This window comes from Helicobacter canis, from assembly GCF_900451095.1.
Classification (GTDB): Bacteria; Campylobacterota; Campylobacteria; order Campylobacterales; family Helicobacteraceae; genus Helicobacter_B; species Helicobacter_B zhangjianzhongii.
In genome coordinates this window covers 1,114,769-1,127,382 of the sequence record NZ_UGHV01000001.1, presented here as the reverse complement: position 1 = coordinate 1,127,382, position 12,614 = coordinate 1,114,769, and the positions used below count along the sequence as shown (strand labels likewise).

Sequence of the window (12,614 nt, the reverse complement as noted above, 5' to 3'; positions counted from 1 at the left end):
AAAAGTGGATTCTACAATGCCATCCGCACAGAGTCAAAAAGCGCGTCCATATTCTGCTCTGGGATAAAATACTGCACACCAAGTCGCCTAGCCTCTTCTGCTGTTTCATAATCAGGCATTTTTGCCACAACAAGACAAAAGACAACAGGCTTTGCCGGCTCTTTTTGCGGGAGCTGCTTGGTGTTTTGGATAAAGTCCAGCGCGCTCATCTCACCGATTTGCTCATCAAGCACGACAATATCTTGCTGTGTAGTAGCAAGGAGCTTTAGCGCACTTATGGGGTTTTTATCCACGCTAACTGTGAGAGTAGAATCTATCTTTTCAATAACTTCTTTATATTTCAGTGCATTGACCGCGGAGCTGCGCAGCACAAGCACATTTTTATGACTTACTTCTTCTAGATATTTTAGTAGGCTAAAAAGCTCCTTTGTCTTTGGAGAGGCTTTATTTTTATCAAGTCCGCGGAGAAAATAGCGAAGAAAAGTTTTTGATGAGAAGCCTCCTTCTATACGCGCATCACGGAAAAACTTGCGCACGATTTGAGACTTTTTCGCGCGATCCCATAGCTCAGAATCCAAATCATAAGCCTTAGAATTTAGCAGCCCTACAAAGCGGTTTTTAATATCGCGTAACATCGGCGCATAAACATCAACAAACTCTTGAAAATGCACTTCTCTAAATTTTTTGAGTCTCTCTCTCTCGTGTGCAAGCCACTCTTGGCGCGTGGCGATAAACTGGATAAGATCGACATAGGTCCTACGCATCATTTTGACTTCTTTTTCAAAGCGTAAATATTCTTGCCCGCCACGCCCAGAGCTATTTGCCATACGCTGCAAACGCTTTTCGCTTGCATCAAGATTGTTGCCTAGCACTTGGCATTGTGCTTTGGCATTGTTTAGGGCTAGCTGTGTGGCTTCTATGTCTTTTTCTACTTTGATGTATTCTGCTTGCTTGGAGAGAAAGATTTTTTCAAAGGCATAGGCTGGGGTGTATTGCGCCTTTTTGACATAGTTTTCAAACTCTTTCCATAGGTAGTTTATCTCATTTTTTGCCTTGCGTAAATCTTCGTTTTCGACAAGATTATCCATCTCACACAAATCATTATAAGCCGTGAGCAAAAAGCGTCTCATACGCAAAAAATCTAAACTCAAATGCCCTTCTACAAAGTCTTTATATTCAAGTAGAATTTCATTTTCCCTGGCAAAAAATTCTTCAATACACACATTTGGTAGCTTTGTCATAGGGATTTCATCAGGATCTATGGGCTTTGGCTTGATTTTCGCGCGTGTTACTATACGCATTTCTACCTCAAACTCCACCTCCTCGCCCACAGCCATCTCCCCAGAATCCGCATCCCACACCGAGAAGTCAAAGTCATATACCCGTTGATTTAAATCCTGCTCTATCTTGCCCTTTTGCGCTGCTTCATCAATAACAATCAGCTTCCCTGTCAGCATACACTCTCTCCTACAAACATAAGCACCAAATATCACTATGGTAATTGATCAATGCGATCAATTATAGCAAAATAATTATAGATAGCCCTTGCTTCTTATGGACAATTGGGACAAAATCGACATAAATCACCACACTGCAAGCTTTACGCACTTTCTCTGCTATAATTACCCAAATCCCCAAAATATAAAAGTTGAGCTTATGAAAACATCTCTATCTTTGCGCACTATCCCCATAATCTCCTTGCTTCTTGGATTTATATATAGCGGGGCTTATGGGCTTGACTACTCCGCTTGCAGAGCCTACTATAAGCAAGCAACTAGCGTGGTGGATTCTACTAGAATCTATTCTGTCTTGTATCAAAATAAGCCCCATCTCATCGCCTTTTCGCCAAGTCCGCTACGCTCTTCACGCATTATCAAGCACGACCCTTTCACAGGGCTATATCTCTTCTCTGGCAAGCTAGCTAAAAGCTACCGCCTAAAGCCACTTGATACATTTGCCCATACACTCCCACTTGCTGGAGTCAATGCCACACAAGCTATCGCCGGCAGTATCACAAACTTTGAAAAAGGCATATTTGATCTAGGCAAATTTAGCACCACTTTGCCCAAGGATTCTGTGATTAGCACCATTTGCTATCAAAGCTATGGCATTAGTGCCTATGGGCAATACTTTATCCCAAAAATTCTCATCGATAGATTCTTAAGCCCCAAGGGAGGGCAGTATGGAGATATTGGCGTGCGAGTTAGTGCAAATATCCAAAGTGTGCGCGACCAGCACCCAAAGGGCGTGATCATCGAGCAAGTCGATGTCTTTTTCCCACACAAGCCCCTTTTGCCAAAAGATAGAATCCTATCCATAAATGGACACGCGATCACCTCGCTTGCAGATTTTGAATGGCTTGTCGCTGATCTTGAGCCTAGGTCAAAGGCACAAGTCAAGTTTGTGCGCAATGGCAGAGTGCTTGAAGCCGCTGTGCAAGTAGATAGGCGATATGGTGGCGGGATCTTGCGGGATACATTTTTTGAACGCTATGGCGTGATAATCGACAAAGACTTCGTGATCCGCTCAATTGGCAAGCCCCTGCCCTTTGCGCTATCGCAGCTTAGTGTGGGGGATAAGTTTATTTGGATTGACAAAACACCCATTAAAAAAGACAGCGATTTTTGGCATTTCCGCCAGCTATTTTCTCAAGCAGGGCTAAGAGGGCAAGTCGAGCTACTCTTGCTACACGATGGCGTGGAGATTTTCTTGCGATCTCCTCTGCGCTAGAAAGCCTAGAATCTTAAGCTAGATTCTAGCAATGCTCCATCAATACTCTTTAGCATCGCAAGCTTTACACTTCTTGCGCTAGCAAGTGGCGATCCATAGCACATAAGCCCAGAATCCCAAGCACCCCAAATAGCAACCCTAGAATCCACTTTTACAAAAGTGGATTCTAGGGAGTAAGCCCAAACTCATCATCGTAAGCTTTACTCCCCTTTTTCCATCATCGTAAGCGAGTGTAACGAGACGATTCATAATTTTGCGCTAGCAAAATAACCTTTACTAGAATCCATTTTTTACATATCGCGTTTTATTGTCATTGCGAGCGAGTGAAACGAGCGTGGCAATCCATACTAGAATCCACTTTTTGAAAATGGATTGCCGCGCCGTGTTGGCACACCGCTCGCAATGACGGAAAATAAGCTTGAAAATTAAAACCTAAAAAATTAAGAGAGTCGCGGCGGTAGGATTACAAAAAGTGGATTCTAGGGTAGGTCAAATGTCTTGCAGTGCTTTATGGAGCAAAAATGTAAGCGACTTGGTATTGGTATGTGCCACAGAAGAGATACCTAAGATGAAGTGCGGCAAATGTGGCAGTGATTGCGTGCTTTGCTCGCTAGATTCTAGGAGTATGGGCTTAGATATATCTAAATCCTGCAGGATTGGCTGCGCAAATATCGCTAGCAAAGCAGCAAACTTACTAGAGAGATCTTGCGCGACATCAAGCTTGCTAATAATAATCCCAAATGGACGCGTGCTAAGATCTGCGCTAAAGCTCGCAAGCTCTTTTGCCAAGTGGCTATACTGCGTGCTTGGGTCATTTAGCCCATCTAGCACAAAGAGCAAAAACTTCGTGCGCTCAATATGCTTCAAAAACTCCAGCCCAAGCCCCTTGCCTTGACTCGCGCCATCGATGATCCCGGGTATATCTGCCATCACAAAGGAGTGCAATTCATCAACTTCCACCACGCCCAAATGTGGCGTGAGCGTGGTAAATGCGTAGTTTGCTACTTCTGGTTTAGCGTTGGAGAGTGTGGAGATAAGGCTAGATTTGCCGGCATTTGGGTAGCCCACAAGCCCTACATCAGCGATGAGTTTAAGCTCTAGGCGCAGGTGTAGTGAGGTGCCGGGCAAGCCTTTTTGCGCGTAGGTTGGGGCTTGGTTGCTTGCGTTTTTGAAGCGGGAGTTGCCTAGCCCGCCCTTGCCACCTTTAAGCAGTAGCACTTCTTTGCTAGGAGAGTCTAAGTCTGCAAGCAGCTCGCCGCTATCATAATTAAAAATCTGCGTGCCTAGCGGGACTTTGATGATGAGATTGGCTCCATTTTTGCCTGTGCAGCGGCGTGAGCCTCCCGGCGTGCCGTGCTGGGCTTTGTGGTGTTTTTTGCCACGGAAGTTTGAGAGTGTATCGGCATTGTTATCAACACATAAGACAACATCGCCCCCCTTGCCACCATCGCCCCCATCAGGTCCGCCCTGTATGACAAACTTCTCTCGCCTAAAGCTCACCGCTCCAGCACCGCCATTTCCAGAAGCGACAAAAATATCCGCACTATCGATAAACATCAGCTACCTTTAGCCACTTTACAAGTAGCTATTTTTTGGACTCTGCTAGGATTTGGTGGATTTGGGACTCCATCTTGGGGAAATATTGGATCACCATAGCTTGGACTAGCTCTTGAGAGTCTCTAAGAGTCGCCACTGCATTATTAGCCAGCTTTTTGCCAGCTGGGGTTTGATAGAGCGCGATTAGATCGTTTAAGTCTTGCTCTGTGTAATACTTATGATACAGCAGCAGTATTTGGCTTTCTAGATCTTTTGCTATGCTAGAGAAAGTATCGCGCACAATGCGAGTAACTTTGTCCTTTTGGGCTTTGGTGATATCTTGCCCTTTTGTGATTTGTGCGATGATCTGCTCTGCGGCTTTGCCATCGCTTATGTCTTTTAGCATAGCGTTGCTTTGAGAGATTTCTAGGAACTTCTCAAAGGTTTTTTTATAGGATTTGCTAGGGGCTGCTTGCTCGGCATATAGTGGCGCAGATACGAGAAAAAGTGCGCATACAAAGCAGATGATGCGTGCTGGCGTGGATTTCATAGGCTCTCCTTTGGGGATTGTGAGTGTGAGTAGAGATAGCACTAGCTAGGCTAGCGCGTGGATAAGACTCCTAAAAAGTGGATTCTAGGAGTTAGCAGCTGGGATTACAGAGACTTTCTTGCGCTCTTTGGTCTTCTGTGAGAATTGCACGACCCCATCGATGAGCGCGTAGATCGTGTGGTCTTTGCCGATCCCTACATTATCTCCGGGATGGACTTTTGTCCCTCTTTGGCGGATGATGATATTACCCGCACGGACAAATTGCGAGCCAAATTTCTTAACGCCTAGTCTTCTCCCTGCAGAATCCCTATTATTCTGGGTGCTTCCTTGACCTTTCTTGTGTGCCATTGTTGCTCCTTATTTTGTGATACTTGTGATTCTCACGCGTGTGAAATCTCGGCGAAATCCGCGCTTAGTCTTACTATCTTTTCTTCTGCGTTTTTTAAAGGTTATGACCTTTTTCCCGCGACCTTCGTTGATCACTTCAGCTTCTATCTTCGCGCCTGCGACAAATGGTGTGCCTACTACGATAGACTTGCCATCGTGCAGTGCCAGCACTTCTTCAAAGCTGATTTTTGACTTTGGCTCAAGGCTTAGTTTATCAAGCAGGATAATGCTCCCTTGCTCTACCTTGTATTGCTTGCCTCCATTCTTCAAAATCGCATACATCGTGTTTCCTTGTGGTTTGATACGCCACCTATGCCTTTAGGCTTAGGTATGCAAGGGCGCGATTGTAGCGATAAAATGTTTGTGTTTTGCTTAATTTTGGGGGCTATGAGCTAGAATCCACTTTTTTAGTAGCGATCACTTCTACCTCTACTAGCGCGTCTTTTGGCAGGGATTTGACAGCTATGGTGCTGCGCGCGGGCTTGTGCGTGCCAAATGCCTTGGCATAGATCTCATTAAACACTGCGAAATCCCCCATATCAGCCAAAAAGCAAGTGGTTTTTAGCACATATTCAAGCCCGGATCCGCTTGCTTCAAGCACTGCTTGGAGATTTTGCATAACTTGCTCGCTTTGCTCTTTGATCCCACCTTGGACAAACTCGCCATTAGCTTGCAAGGCGATAGAACCAGAAGTAAAGATCAAATCCCCAAAACATATCGCCTGTGAGTAGGGACCTATGGCTTGAGGGGCGTTTGGCGTGTGGATAGACTTTGGTTTCATAAGGGATCCTTGCGTGATTGAGATTGCGTGAGTTTAGTATATAATACTTTAAAAAAGGATATAGTGATGGGCTTTAAGCGCGTGTTTATGCTGTGGGGTTTATGTGTGTTTGGCGTGAGTGGGCAGGGGCTAGCGCAGCAGGTGGATTCTATCATAGAAGGCAAAGAGAGTAGCAAATCTAGCCCAAAGGCGCAGGCAGATTCTACTTATGATGAAGATAGAGTTGAGATCATCGACTATAAGCGCAACAAAATCCTAGGCTTTATGATCGTGCGTAATGGGCATATCATAAGGCGTATGGTGTATAAAGAGCCTAGAAACCTAGAGAGCCAGCCTAGCCTCGCACCAAATATCCCCCCTAAAGCAGGATCTAGCATACCGCCTGCCCCTAGCCAAGATCGCGCCCAATCGCCCAACGCCCCTAGCCCAACGCCCACGCCCAAAACACCCACACCAAAGCAAGAAGCTCTGCCTCAAAACCTCTATGAGAGACAGATCTCCAATGCCCCAAAAGACACAAAAAGCCCCAAGCAAAGCCACTCACACAAAGGAGAGATCCCGCAAGAAATCGGCGTAGAATCCACTCGAGTCAATCCCATTTACAAAAACCGCCAATGGGAGAAAAGGCACATTATCCACGATATTAGCCAAGAGGTCATCGAGCTTGAAAGATAGGGATTTATGTGGATCTCGTGGCAGCTATTTGGGCAATCCATAGAGATCCTATCGCTAGAATCCTCGTTTGCGCTAGAATCCTCGTTTGACACGCCCTTTTTATAGTCATTGCGAGCCTAATCAACCATTCCCCTGTCATCGCGAGCCGACAACGGCGGCGCGGCGATCCTGTCAAAAAGTGGATTCTAGCTTTGCGTGCTTTCATCTCCCCCGCGCAATCCATCTCCCCCACGCAAGAAGCATAATCATCACCAAAAGTGCGCTAAAGATCACCAAGCAGCATTGCGCCATCGTGCCGATCTCCCACTTAGGCAAGAGATACCACCCATTTGCATAAAGCTCTACAAAAGCCTTGCGCAAACCACTAAGTGCCACGCCACTTGGGATTATAGGCATATCAAACCCACAATCCCCACTTGGAGCAAACCACTCTGGCAGCCAGCGATCTAGCGGCAGCCCAAAGTCAAAGTGTGCTTGCATAGAGCAGCCGCGTATGCCAAACACCACCTCATCGCTATGGATAGCTGTGTGGATTCTATGCAGCTGCCACGCCGCCACCAGCCCCCGCACGCACGCATAGAGCATACACACATACCCCACGCCAAAGGCTACCCTACCGCTCGGGGCAAGCGCGACCAAGCTTGCCCCACAAGCAAACACCACAAAAGCATAGCGGATATACACGCACTGCTCACAAGGGCGCATATAGCCATACACTTGCAGCACATAGTGTGAGAACACCACAAGCCCCAAACTCACCCCCGCTAGTAGAATCCACCCTAAACGCCGCGCTTGCCACTTATGCAACCATAGCGCGACTTGATGTAGCCAGCTCACTCTACCCTACTCACACATAAACTAGCGCGATAAAAGCTCTGTGATTTTCTCCCCTAAATCATCAAGGGATTTTAGCTCACTGATTTTGATGAGATATTTGCCATTGACCACAAATGCCGGGATCCCTTGAATAATAGCTATATCATAGCTTGACTCCCAATCTTTAAGGAGCTTTTTTACCTCTGGTGTGCTAAGGGCTTGGCGGTAATCCTCCTCGCTAATCCCCGCAGCTTTGAGCCCTGTTTCTAGGAAGCTTTGCGGATCTCTGCCATCTCCCCAGCGGTTTTTATGGATATGATATTCCTCAAAATACACATTCAACGCGCGGTGAAAGAGTGATTTGCTATCAAATAGTCTAATGCCTTCTTGCCTATCCTTGGCAATTAGCACTGCAAAAAGCTCATTTGCTAGCTTGCCGTAATCGCCCTTTTGCTCTAAATGATAAGGACGGAACTCCACTCCTTCAGGGATTTTCTCAATGATTTGTGGCAGGATTTTGGCGTATTTGAAGCAAAATGGACACGCATAGCTATATACCTCAATCACAGAATTTTCCGCATTGGGGATAGGATTTTTCAGCACGACATAATCTGTGCCCTCTTTAACCTCTATACCAAATAGCTTCACACTAAGCACACATATAAAAAGCCCTGATAATACCTTGTATCCCACATTTTTCATATAAACTCCTTTGGCAAAGCGTAATTGTAACTAATCTAGCCGCCTAGAATCTAGTGCTACAAGCTCCTAGGCATAAGCAGCACGATCGCAAATGCCGGCAGCGCGAAAAGCGCGGCAAACAGGGCATTAAACTCTATCCCCAAATGCGCGAAAATCGCCCCGCCAAGCGCACTAGCACTCGCGATCCCTACATTAAACGAGCCTTCATTAACGCTAATGGCACTATCTTCAAAGCCCTTAGCATATTTGTGCGACAAAAGAACAGCAAGCGACTTTAGCGGCGCGATAGAAGCGAAGCTCACCATACCCATAACGCATAAATTGATCAGCACAAACACTTGAGAATACGCGCTAATACTCATAAGCGCGTAAGTAATGATCTGTGCGCCAAGCATTAGGCGAAGCGAGATGATAGAGCCTTTTATATCCGTGATTTTCCCGCCTAGTAGATTCCCCACGACCGCACTCCCACCATACAAAAGCAAAATCGAAGCGATAGACTGCTTATCAAAACGCGAAAGCACCAGCAAAAACTCCGCGATATAAGTATAAAGCACAAAGCTCGCCCCGCAAGTGCAGGCAGTTACGATATATGCACGCAAGAGCTTAGGCACACAAAGGGCGCGAAAAAGATTGCGGATAAAGGTCCTTTGCCCTTGTATATTTGGCATAATCAGCCACACACTAGCGATCGCCACACCTGTAAGCACCACAATAAGCCAAAAGATCGCCTGAAAGCCAAAGAGCTGCCCCACAAATGTCCCCAAAGGTATGCCTGTAACAAGCGCAATCGTAAGCCCAGATACCATTAGTGCTAGCGCGGTGTTTTGCTTCCCTTCTTTGGCGATTTTCATCGCGGCAATAGTAGCGATGACAAAAAACACGCCGTGCATACAGCCAGCCACAAAGCGCGCACAAAGCGTGAGATAAAAATGATCACTTATAGCGACAATAAGATTTGCTAGCAAAAAGATAGAGAGATTTAGCATAAGCTGATATTTGCGATCAAGCCTGCTTATGGGGATTGTCAAAATCGGTGCGCCAATCACCACGCCAATGGCATAGATGGTTACAAGCCAGCCAGCCACAGGCTGTGAGATCATAAAATGTGTGGCAATATCAGGCAAAATCCCTGCGACAATAAACTCTGTAACCCCCATACAAAACGCGCTTAAAGCAAGCGCGAAAATGCCCTTTGATGAAGACTTTTGTGTGCTTGTGTGTGTCATATTGTAGATCCCTCAAAATCCCTAGAATCTAGTCAAATTAGGGGAGAAATTGTATGGATTTTTGACTTAAAAATGTTTGAGAATCGCACCAAAACTAACACCACTAGCTAAAACAACAAACCCATATCTAAAATATGCTAGAATCCACAAACAAAACCCACAAGGATTCCAATGCTATCATCTCTCCACCCTAAGGCTATGCTGGCTTGTTTGCTTATGTGCGTAAGCCTTGCTCTAGGCGATACACAAGATTCTCCCAAGCCCCAAGTAAGCAAGCAAGCAAGCAATATAGTAGGCGGGATCGCCATAAAGGTCAATAACGACCCCATCACGCTCTATGAGATACAAAGCCTAAGTGCCAAGCAGCACATCTCCAAGGACAAAGCCCAAGAGATTTTGATCGCCCAAAGACTCAAAGATCAAGAAATCAAGCGACTTAATATCGCCATTGATGATATGCGACTTGAGCAAGAGATAGAATCTATCGCCGCACAAAACAACCTTAGCTACCAGCAGTTTATCCAAGCTCTCTATCAGCAAGGCATATCCACAGAATCCTACAAGCAAAAGCTCAAAGATCAAATCCAAACGCGCGAGCTTATGCGCAATATCTTGCTATCATCAAGCACTTCTAGCGAAGAAACTATGCGCAAGTATTACGACACGCACAAAAGCGAGTTTATAACAGCGACCAAAGTGCAAGCTATCCGCTATAGCTCCAAAGACCCAAAGCTCCTTGAACGCGCCATAGCCAACACAAGCCTAACCCTAAATGGTGTAGAAAAAACCCCAGAAACTCTCACACTAAGTATGCTAAATCCGCAAATCGCACAGATGTTTTCCCAGCTACAAACAGGGCAGTTTAGCCCTATTTTAGACGCGGGTAATGGCAGCTATGTCGCATTTTTGGTGCAGGATAAAAGCGGTGAAAATGCGATGAGCTTTGAAGAAGCCAAAAACTTCATCGCCCAAAAGCTCGCCCAAGACCACCAAGAGCAAATCTTGAGTGAATATTTTGAAAAAATCAAGCAAAAAGCCCATATCGAATATGTCCGCAAATAGCCTAGCCTTAGCAATCCTATCTAGCGCGCTAGAGTCCGCCCACAAAGACATAGGCAAGTTTGTGGCTATGCTAGCACTAGAATCCACTTTTGCACGCCTAGAGGCAATCTATGCTAGAGACACTAGAATCCACTTTTGCATACACCAAGACAGCCCAACCACAAAGGACTATAATGCTTGATTATCTAGCTACTATGTATCGCGATCCTTTGTTTGGGATCACTATTTTAGTGGGCATTATTGTGATTTTGGTATTTGCAGATTATGGGCGCAATCGCTACCGCGCTAAAAAGCGTCAAATCGCCCTAGAAAACTTCACCAAATCCTACGACGGCAGCGCATTAAGCGATGAGCTAGTGGAGTTTCTCCACCTAGCCAAAAACCCCACCCCACCCCTACTACTGCTTGCTAAAACCTACGCCAAAGCCGGCGATAGTGCTATGGCGATCAAAATCTACCTAAGCCTGCTTGATACCACGCGCAATCCACAGGAAAAAATCATTATCCTAGAATCTTTGGGCATTACTTATTTTGATGCAGGCTTTTTGCAAAGGGCGAAAAATATCTTTCTTGAGATTCTAAAAACCCACCCCAGAAACACCCAAATCCTAAGCTATCTAATGCGCGCCCACGAAAATATGGGAGAATATCGCGCAGCCCTTGATACGCTTGAATGCTTAGATGAGCTAAATGCCCAAGAAGAGCGAGAGCTAAGGCAGATGAAGCAATACCTCCACTTTATGATTCTCTCTCAAGACTCCTTGCTGCCATTAGACAAAAAGCATAGAGAGATCATAAGCCTTATGCGATCTAGTGGGCAGATCAATCGCTTGGTGCTAGAATATCTCTTCACCTATGATAGGGAGAGATTTTGGGAGGAGCTTGTGCGCTTCCATACAATCACATTTTGCCTAGATATTTTATGGCGATGCGATAAGGCAGAAGTGCCATTTGAGAGACTTAAATCGCGCCCAGATATTTTGCAAGTCTTTATCGCCAAAGGATTTTATGCACCGGTGGATTCTAGACAGACAAAGACACAAAGCCCAGAATCCACTTTTTCACACAATGCCACACAAACGCACAAAGCGGATTCTAAAGAAAAAATGGATTGCCACGAAAATCCTTGCGGATTTTCTCACAATGACAAAGAAAATAGCTCTTGTGAAAAAGTGGATTCTAGCAATGAAGCTTTTTCATCGTCATTGCGAGCCGACTTGTCGGCGTGGCAATCTACAAGCAACAACGCCCAAAAAATACAAAAAGTGGATTCTAGGGACAATGCTAAAAGTATAAAAAACCTAGAATCCACTTTTGATACAAACGCTCAAAATGTAGAAAAATCGCAGAGCAAACAGGCTGAAGTCGTGCTTGATAGCGGCTCGCAGGCGGCAGAAAAAGTGGATTCTAGGATTTCTACCCACAACGCCCAAATTCCAAACAACCCCGCTAAGGATTCTAGGATTTGCATAGAAATCTTTGAGCTAGAAGTGCTGCGCGTGCTTGCGGAGCACTCTACACAACGGGGTGAATTAAGCTTTGAATATCGATGTCATCATTGTAAAAATCTCTTCCCATTTGACTCCTATCGCTGCCCTATTTGCGCGAAAATGGGAGAAATGGATCTCGTGTATAAAATCATCAAACACCACACACAAAGGCAGAACTTATGAAAGATCTTACAATCTATGCAGATGGCTCATCACTTGGCAATCCGGGAGCTGGCGGCTACTGCGCTATTTTGCTCTATAAAGGTATCAAAAAGATTGTCCAAGGTGGCGAGCCAGATACGACAAACAATCGTATGGAGCTTATGGCAGTGCTACAAGCCCTAAAGGTGCTAAAAGAGCCCTGCCGTATCAAAATCTACACAGACTCTCAATATGTCGCACAAGGCATTAACGAGTGGCTCCCCGGCTGGATACGCAAAAACTTCCGCGAAGTGAAAAATCCCGATTTATGGCGGCGATACATCGCCCTAAAAGAGCAGCACATTATCCAAGCCCAATGGATCAAGGGGCATAATGGTGATTTACTCAATGAAGAATGTGATAGAATTGCACGATCTCAAGCACAGCAGATACAAAACCTAGCACAGCATATTGAAACACCAAAAACACTGCTTGATATGTAAAAGTGGATTCTA

General features: G+C 45.4%; 16 protein-coding genes. 6 read left to right on the top strand and 10 right to left on the bottom strand.

Features of this window, described 5'->3' with window-relative positions; genetic code table 11:
* Positions 1-11: 11 nt before the first annotated feature.
* Positions 12-1,457, bottom strand: a complete 1,446-nt coding sequence (locus tag DX060_RS05280) for a DNA-binding transcriptional response regulator (RefSeq protein WP_115011483.1) — start codon at positions 1,455-1,457, stop codon at positions 12-14.
* A 199-nt stretch (positions 1,458-1,656) separates the two neighbouring features.
* Here DX060_RS05280 and DX060_RS05275 point away from each other — a divergent pair, with 199 nt between their 5' ends.
* The gene (locus tag DX060_RS05275) at positions 1,657-2,730 is read left to right on the top strand and encodes a DUF7488 domain-containing protein (protein WP_181814199.1); all 1,074 of its coding nucleotides are present in this window, start codon (positions 1,657-1,659) and stop codon (positions 2,728-2,730) included.
* Between the two features lie 5 nt (positions 2,731-2,735).
* Here DX060_RS05275 and DX060_RS11320 read toward each other — a convergent pair whose 3' ends face one another.
* From DX060_RS11320 to DX060_RS05250, 6 genes are all read right to left on the bottom strand, one after another.
* Complete coding sequence (locus tag DX060_RS11320) at positions 2,736-2,879, bottom strand: hypothetical protein (protein ID WP_181814198.1); 144 nt, start codon at positions 2,877-2,879, stop codon at positions 2,736-2,738.
* A gap of 340 nt (positions 2,880-3,219) precedes the next feature.
* Positions 3,220-4,287 carry a GTPase ObgE gene (obgE, locus tag DX060_RS05270; RefSeq protein WP_115011481.1) on the bottom strand — a complete coding sequence of 356 codons (1,068 nt, stop codon included), beginning with the start codon at positions 4,285-4,287 and terminating at the stop codon, positions 3,220-3,222.
* A 28-nt stretch (positions 4,288-4,315) separates the two neighbouring features.
* Positions 4,316-4,816, bottom strand: coding sequence for a DUF2059 domain-containing protein (locus tag DX060_RS05265; protein ID WP_115011480.1), 501 nt, complete (start codon positions 4,814-4,816; stop codon positions 4,316-4,318).
* 84 nt (positions 4,817-4,900) lie between these two features.
* Positions 4,901-5,164: a 50S ribosomal protein L27 gene (rpmA, locus tag DX060_RS05260; RefSeq protein ID WP_023930407.1), complete on the bottom strand. Its 264-nt coding sequence runs from the start codon at positions 5,162-5,164 to the stop codon at positions 4,901-4,903.
* Positions 5,165-5,173: 9 nt separating this feature from the next.
* Positions 5,174-5,485 carry a 50S ribosomal protein L21 gene (rplU, locus tag DX060_RS05255; protein WP_115011479.1) on the bottom strand — a complete coding sequence of 104 codons (312 nt, stop codon included), beginning with the start codon at positions 5,483-5,485 and terminating at the stop codon, positions 5,174-5,176.
* Between the two features lie 103 nt (positions 5,486-5,588).
* Positions 5,589-5,984 carry a RidA family protein gene (locus DX060_RS05250; RefSeq protein WP_115011478.1) on the bottom strand — a complete coding sequence of 132 codons (396 nt, stop codon included), beginning with the start codon at positions 5,982-5,984 and terminating at the stop codon, positions 5,589-5,591.
* 66 nt (positions 5,985-6,050) lie between these two features.
* On the opposite strand from DX060_RS05250, the gene DX060_RS05245 reads away from it, so the two are divergent.
* Positions 6,051-6,659 carry a hypothetical protein gene (locus tag DX060_RS05245; protein ID WP_115011477.1) on the top strand — a complete coding sequence of 203 codons (609 nt, stop codon included), beginning with the start codon at positions 6,051-6,053 and terminating at the stop codon, positions 6,657-6,659.
* A gap of 201 nt (positions 6,660-6,860) precedes the next feature.
* Here DX060_RS05245 and dsbI read toward each other — a convergent pair whose 3' ends face one another.
* From dsbI to DX060_RS05230, 3 genes are read right to left on the bottom strand one after another with little or no spacing between them, the layout of a single operon-like run.
* Entirely contained in the window at positions 6,861-7,496 is a 636-nt protein-coding gene (gene dsbI / locus DX060_RS05240; RefSeq protein WP_115011476.1) for a protein-disulfide oxidoreductase DsbI, read from the bottom strand.
* A 21-nt stretch (positions 7,497-7,517) separates the two neighbouring features.
* The gene (locus DX060_RS05235; RefSeq protein ID WP_115011475.1) at positions 7,518-8,177 is read right to left on the bottom strand and encodes a thiol:disulfide interchange protein DsbA/DsbL; all 660 of its coding nucleotides are present in this window, start codon (positions 8,175-8,177) and stop codon (positions 7,518-7,520) included.
* Positions 8,178-8,233: 56 nt separating this feature from the next.
* Complete coding sequence (locus DX060_RS05230) at positions 8,234-9,406, bottom strand: MFS transporter (RefSeq protein WP_115011474.1); 1,173 nt, start codon at positions 9,404-9,406, stop codon at positions 8,234-8,236.
* Between the two features lie 171 nt (positions 9,407-9,577).
* Between DX060_RS05230 and DX060_RS05225 the strand changes: the two genes are divergently transcribed.
* Genes DX060_RS05225 through rnhA form a run of 4 tightly spaced genes read left to right on the top strand, consistent with a single transcriptional unit; the run spans position 9,578 to position 12,602 of the window.
* Positions 9,578-10,468, top strand: a complete 891-nt coding sequence (locus DX060_RS05225; RefSeq protein ID WP_115011473.1) for a peptidyl-prolyl cis-trans isomerase — start codon at positions 9,578-9,580, stop codon at positions 10,466-10,468.
* A complete protein-coding gene (locus DX060_RS05220) occupies positions 10,455-10,649 on the top strand; it encodes a hypothetical protein (protein ID WP_115011472.1) in 195 nt (64 codons plus the stop codon). Before DX060_RS05225 ends, DX060_RS05220 begins: the two co-directional genes overlap by 14 nt.
* Positions 10,642-12,141: a tetratricopeptide repeat protein gene (locus tag DX060_RS05215; RefSeq protein WP_115011471.1), complete on the top strand. Its 1,500-nt coding sequence runs from the start codon at positions 10,642-10,644 to the stop codon at positions 12,139-12,141. Before DX060_RS05220 ends, DX060_RS05215 begins: the two co-directional genes overlap by 8 nt.
* The gene (rnhA, locus tag DX060_RS05210) at positions 12,138-12,602 is read left to right on the top strand and encodes a ribonuclease HI (protein ID WP_115011470.1); all 465 of its coding nucleotides are present in this window, start codon (positions 12,138-12,140) and stop codon (positions 12,600-12,602) included. Before DX060_RS05215 ends, rnhA begins: the two co-directional genes overlap by 4 nt.
* Positions 12,603-12,614 lie beyond the last annotated feature (12 nt).

What these genes read in the sequence shown, in the direction of transcription:
- rnhA (WP_115011470.1), top strand. Translation starts at nt 12,138, where the DNA reads ATGAAAGATCTTACAATCTATGCAGATGGCTCATCACTTGGCAATCCG.
- rpmA (WP_023930407.1), bottom strand. Translation starts at nt 5,164, where the DNA reads ATGGCACACAAGAAAGGTCAAGGAAGCACCCAGAATAATAGGGATTCT.
- DX060_RS05220 (WP_115011472.1), top strand. Translation starts at nt 10,455, where the DNA reads ATGTCCGCAAATAGCCTAGCCTTAGCAATCCTATCTAGCGCGCTAGAG.
- DX060_RS05265 (WP_115011480.1), bottom strand. Translation starts at nt 4,816, where the DNA reads ATGAAATCCACGCCAGCACGCATCATCTGCTTTGTATGCGCACTTTTT.
- DX060_RS05230 (WP_115011474.1), bottom strand. Translation starts at nt 9,406, where the DNA reads ATGACACACACAAGCACACAAAAGTCTTCATCAAAGGGCATTTTCGCG.
- rplU (WP_115011479.1), bottom strand. Translation starts at nt 5,485, where the DNA reads ATGTATGCGATTTTGAAGAATGGAGGCAAGCAATACAAGGTAGAGCAA.
- DX060_RS05245 (WP_115011477.1), top strand. Translation starts at nt 6,051, where the DNA reads ATGGGCTTTAAGCGCGTGTTTATGCTGTGGGGTTTATGTGTGTTTGGC.
- DX060_RS05275 (WP_181814199.1), top strand. Translation starts at nt 1,657, where the DNA reads ATGAAAACATCTCTATCTTTGCGCACTATCCCCATAATCTCCTTGCTT.
- DX060_RS05280 (WP_115011483.1), bottom strand. Translation starts at nt 1,457, where the DNA reads ATGCTGACAGGGAAGCTGATTGTTATTGATGAAGCAGCGCAAAAGGGC.
- DX060_RS05250 (WP_115011478.1), bottom strand. Translation starts at nt 5,984, where the DNA reads ATGAAACCAAAGTCTATCCACACGCCAAACGCCCCTCAAGCCATAGGT.
- obgE (WP_115011481.1), bottom strand. Translation starts at nt 4,287, where the DNA reads ATGTTTATCGATAGTGCGGATATTTTTGTCGCTTCTGGAAATGGCGGT.
- DX060_RS05235 (WP_115011475.1), bottom strand. Translation starts at nt 8,177, where the DNA reads ATGAAAAATGTGGGATACAAGGTATTATCAGGGCTTTTTATATGTGTG.
- DX060_RS05225 (WP_115011473.1), top strand. Translation starts at nt 9,578, where the DNA reads ATGCTATCATCTCTCCACCCTAAGGCTATGCTGGCTTGTTTGCTTATG.
- DX060_RS05215 (WP_115011471.1), top strand. Translation starts at nt 10,642, where the DNA reads ATGCTTGATTATCTAGCTACTATGTATCGCGATCCTTTGTTTGGGATC.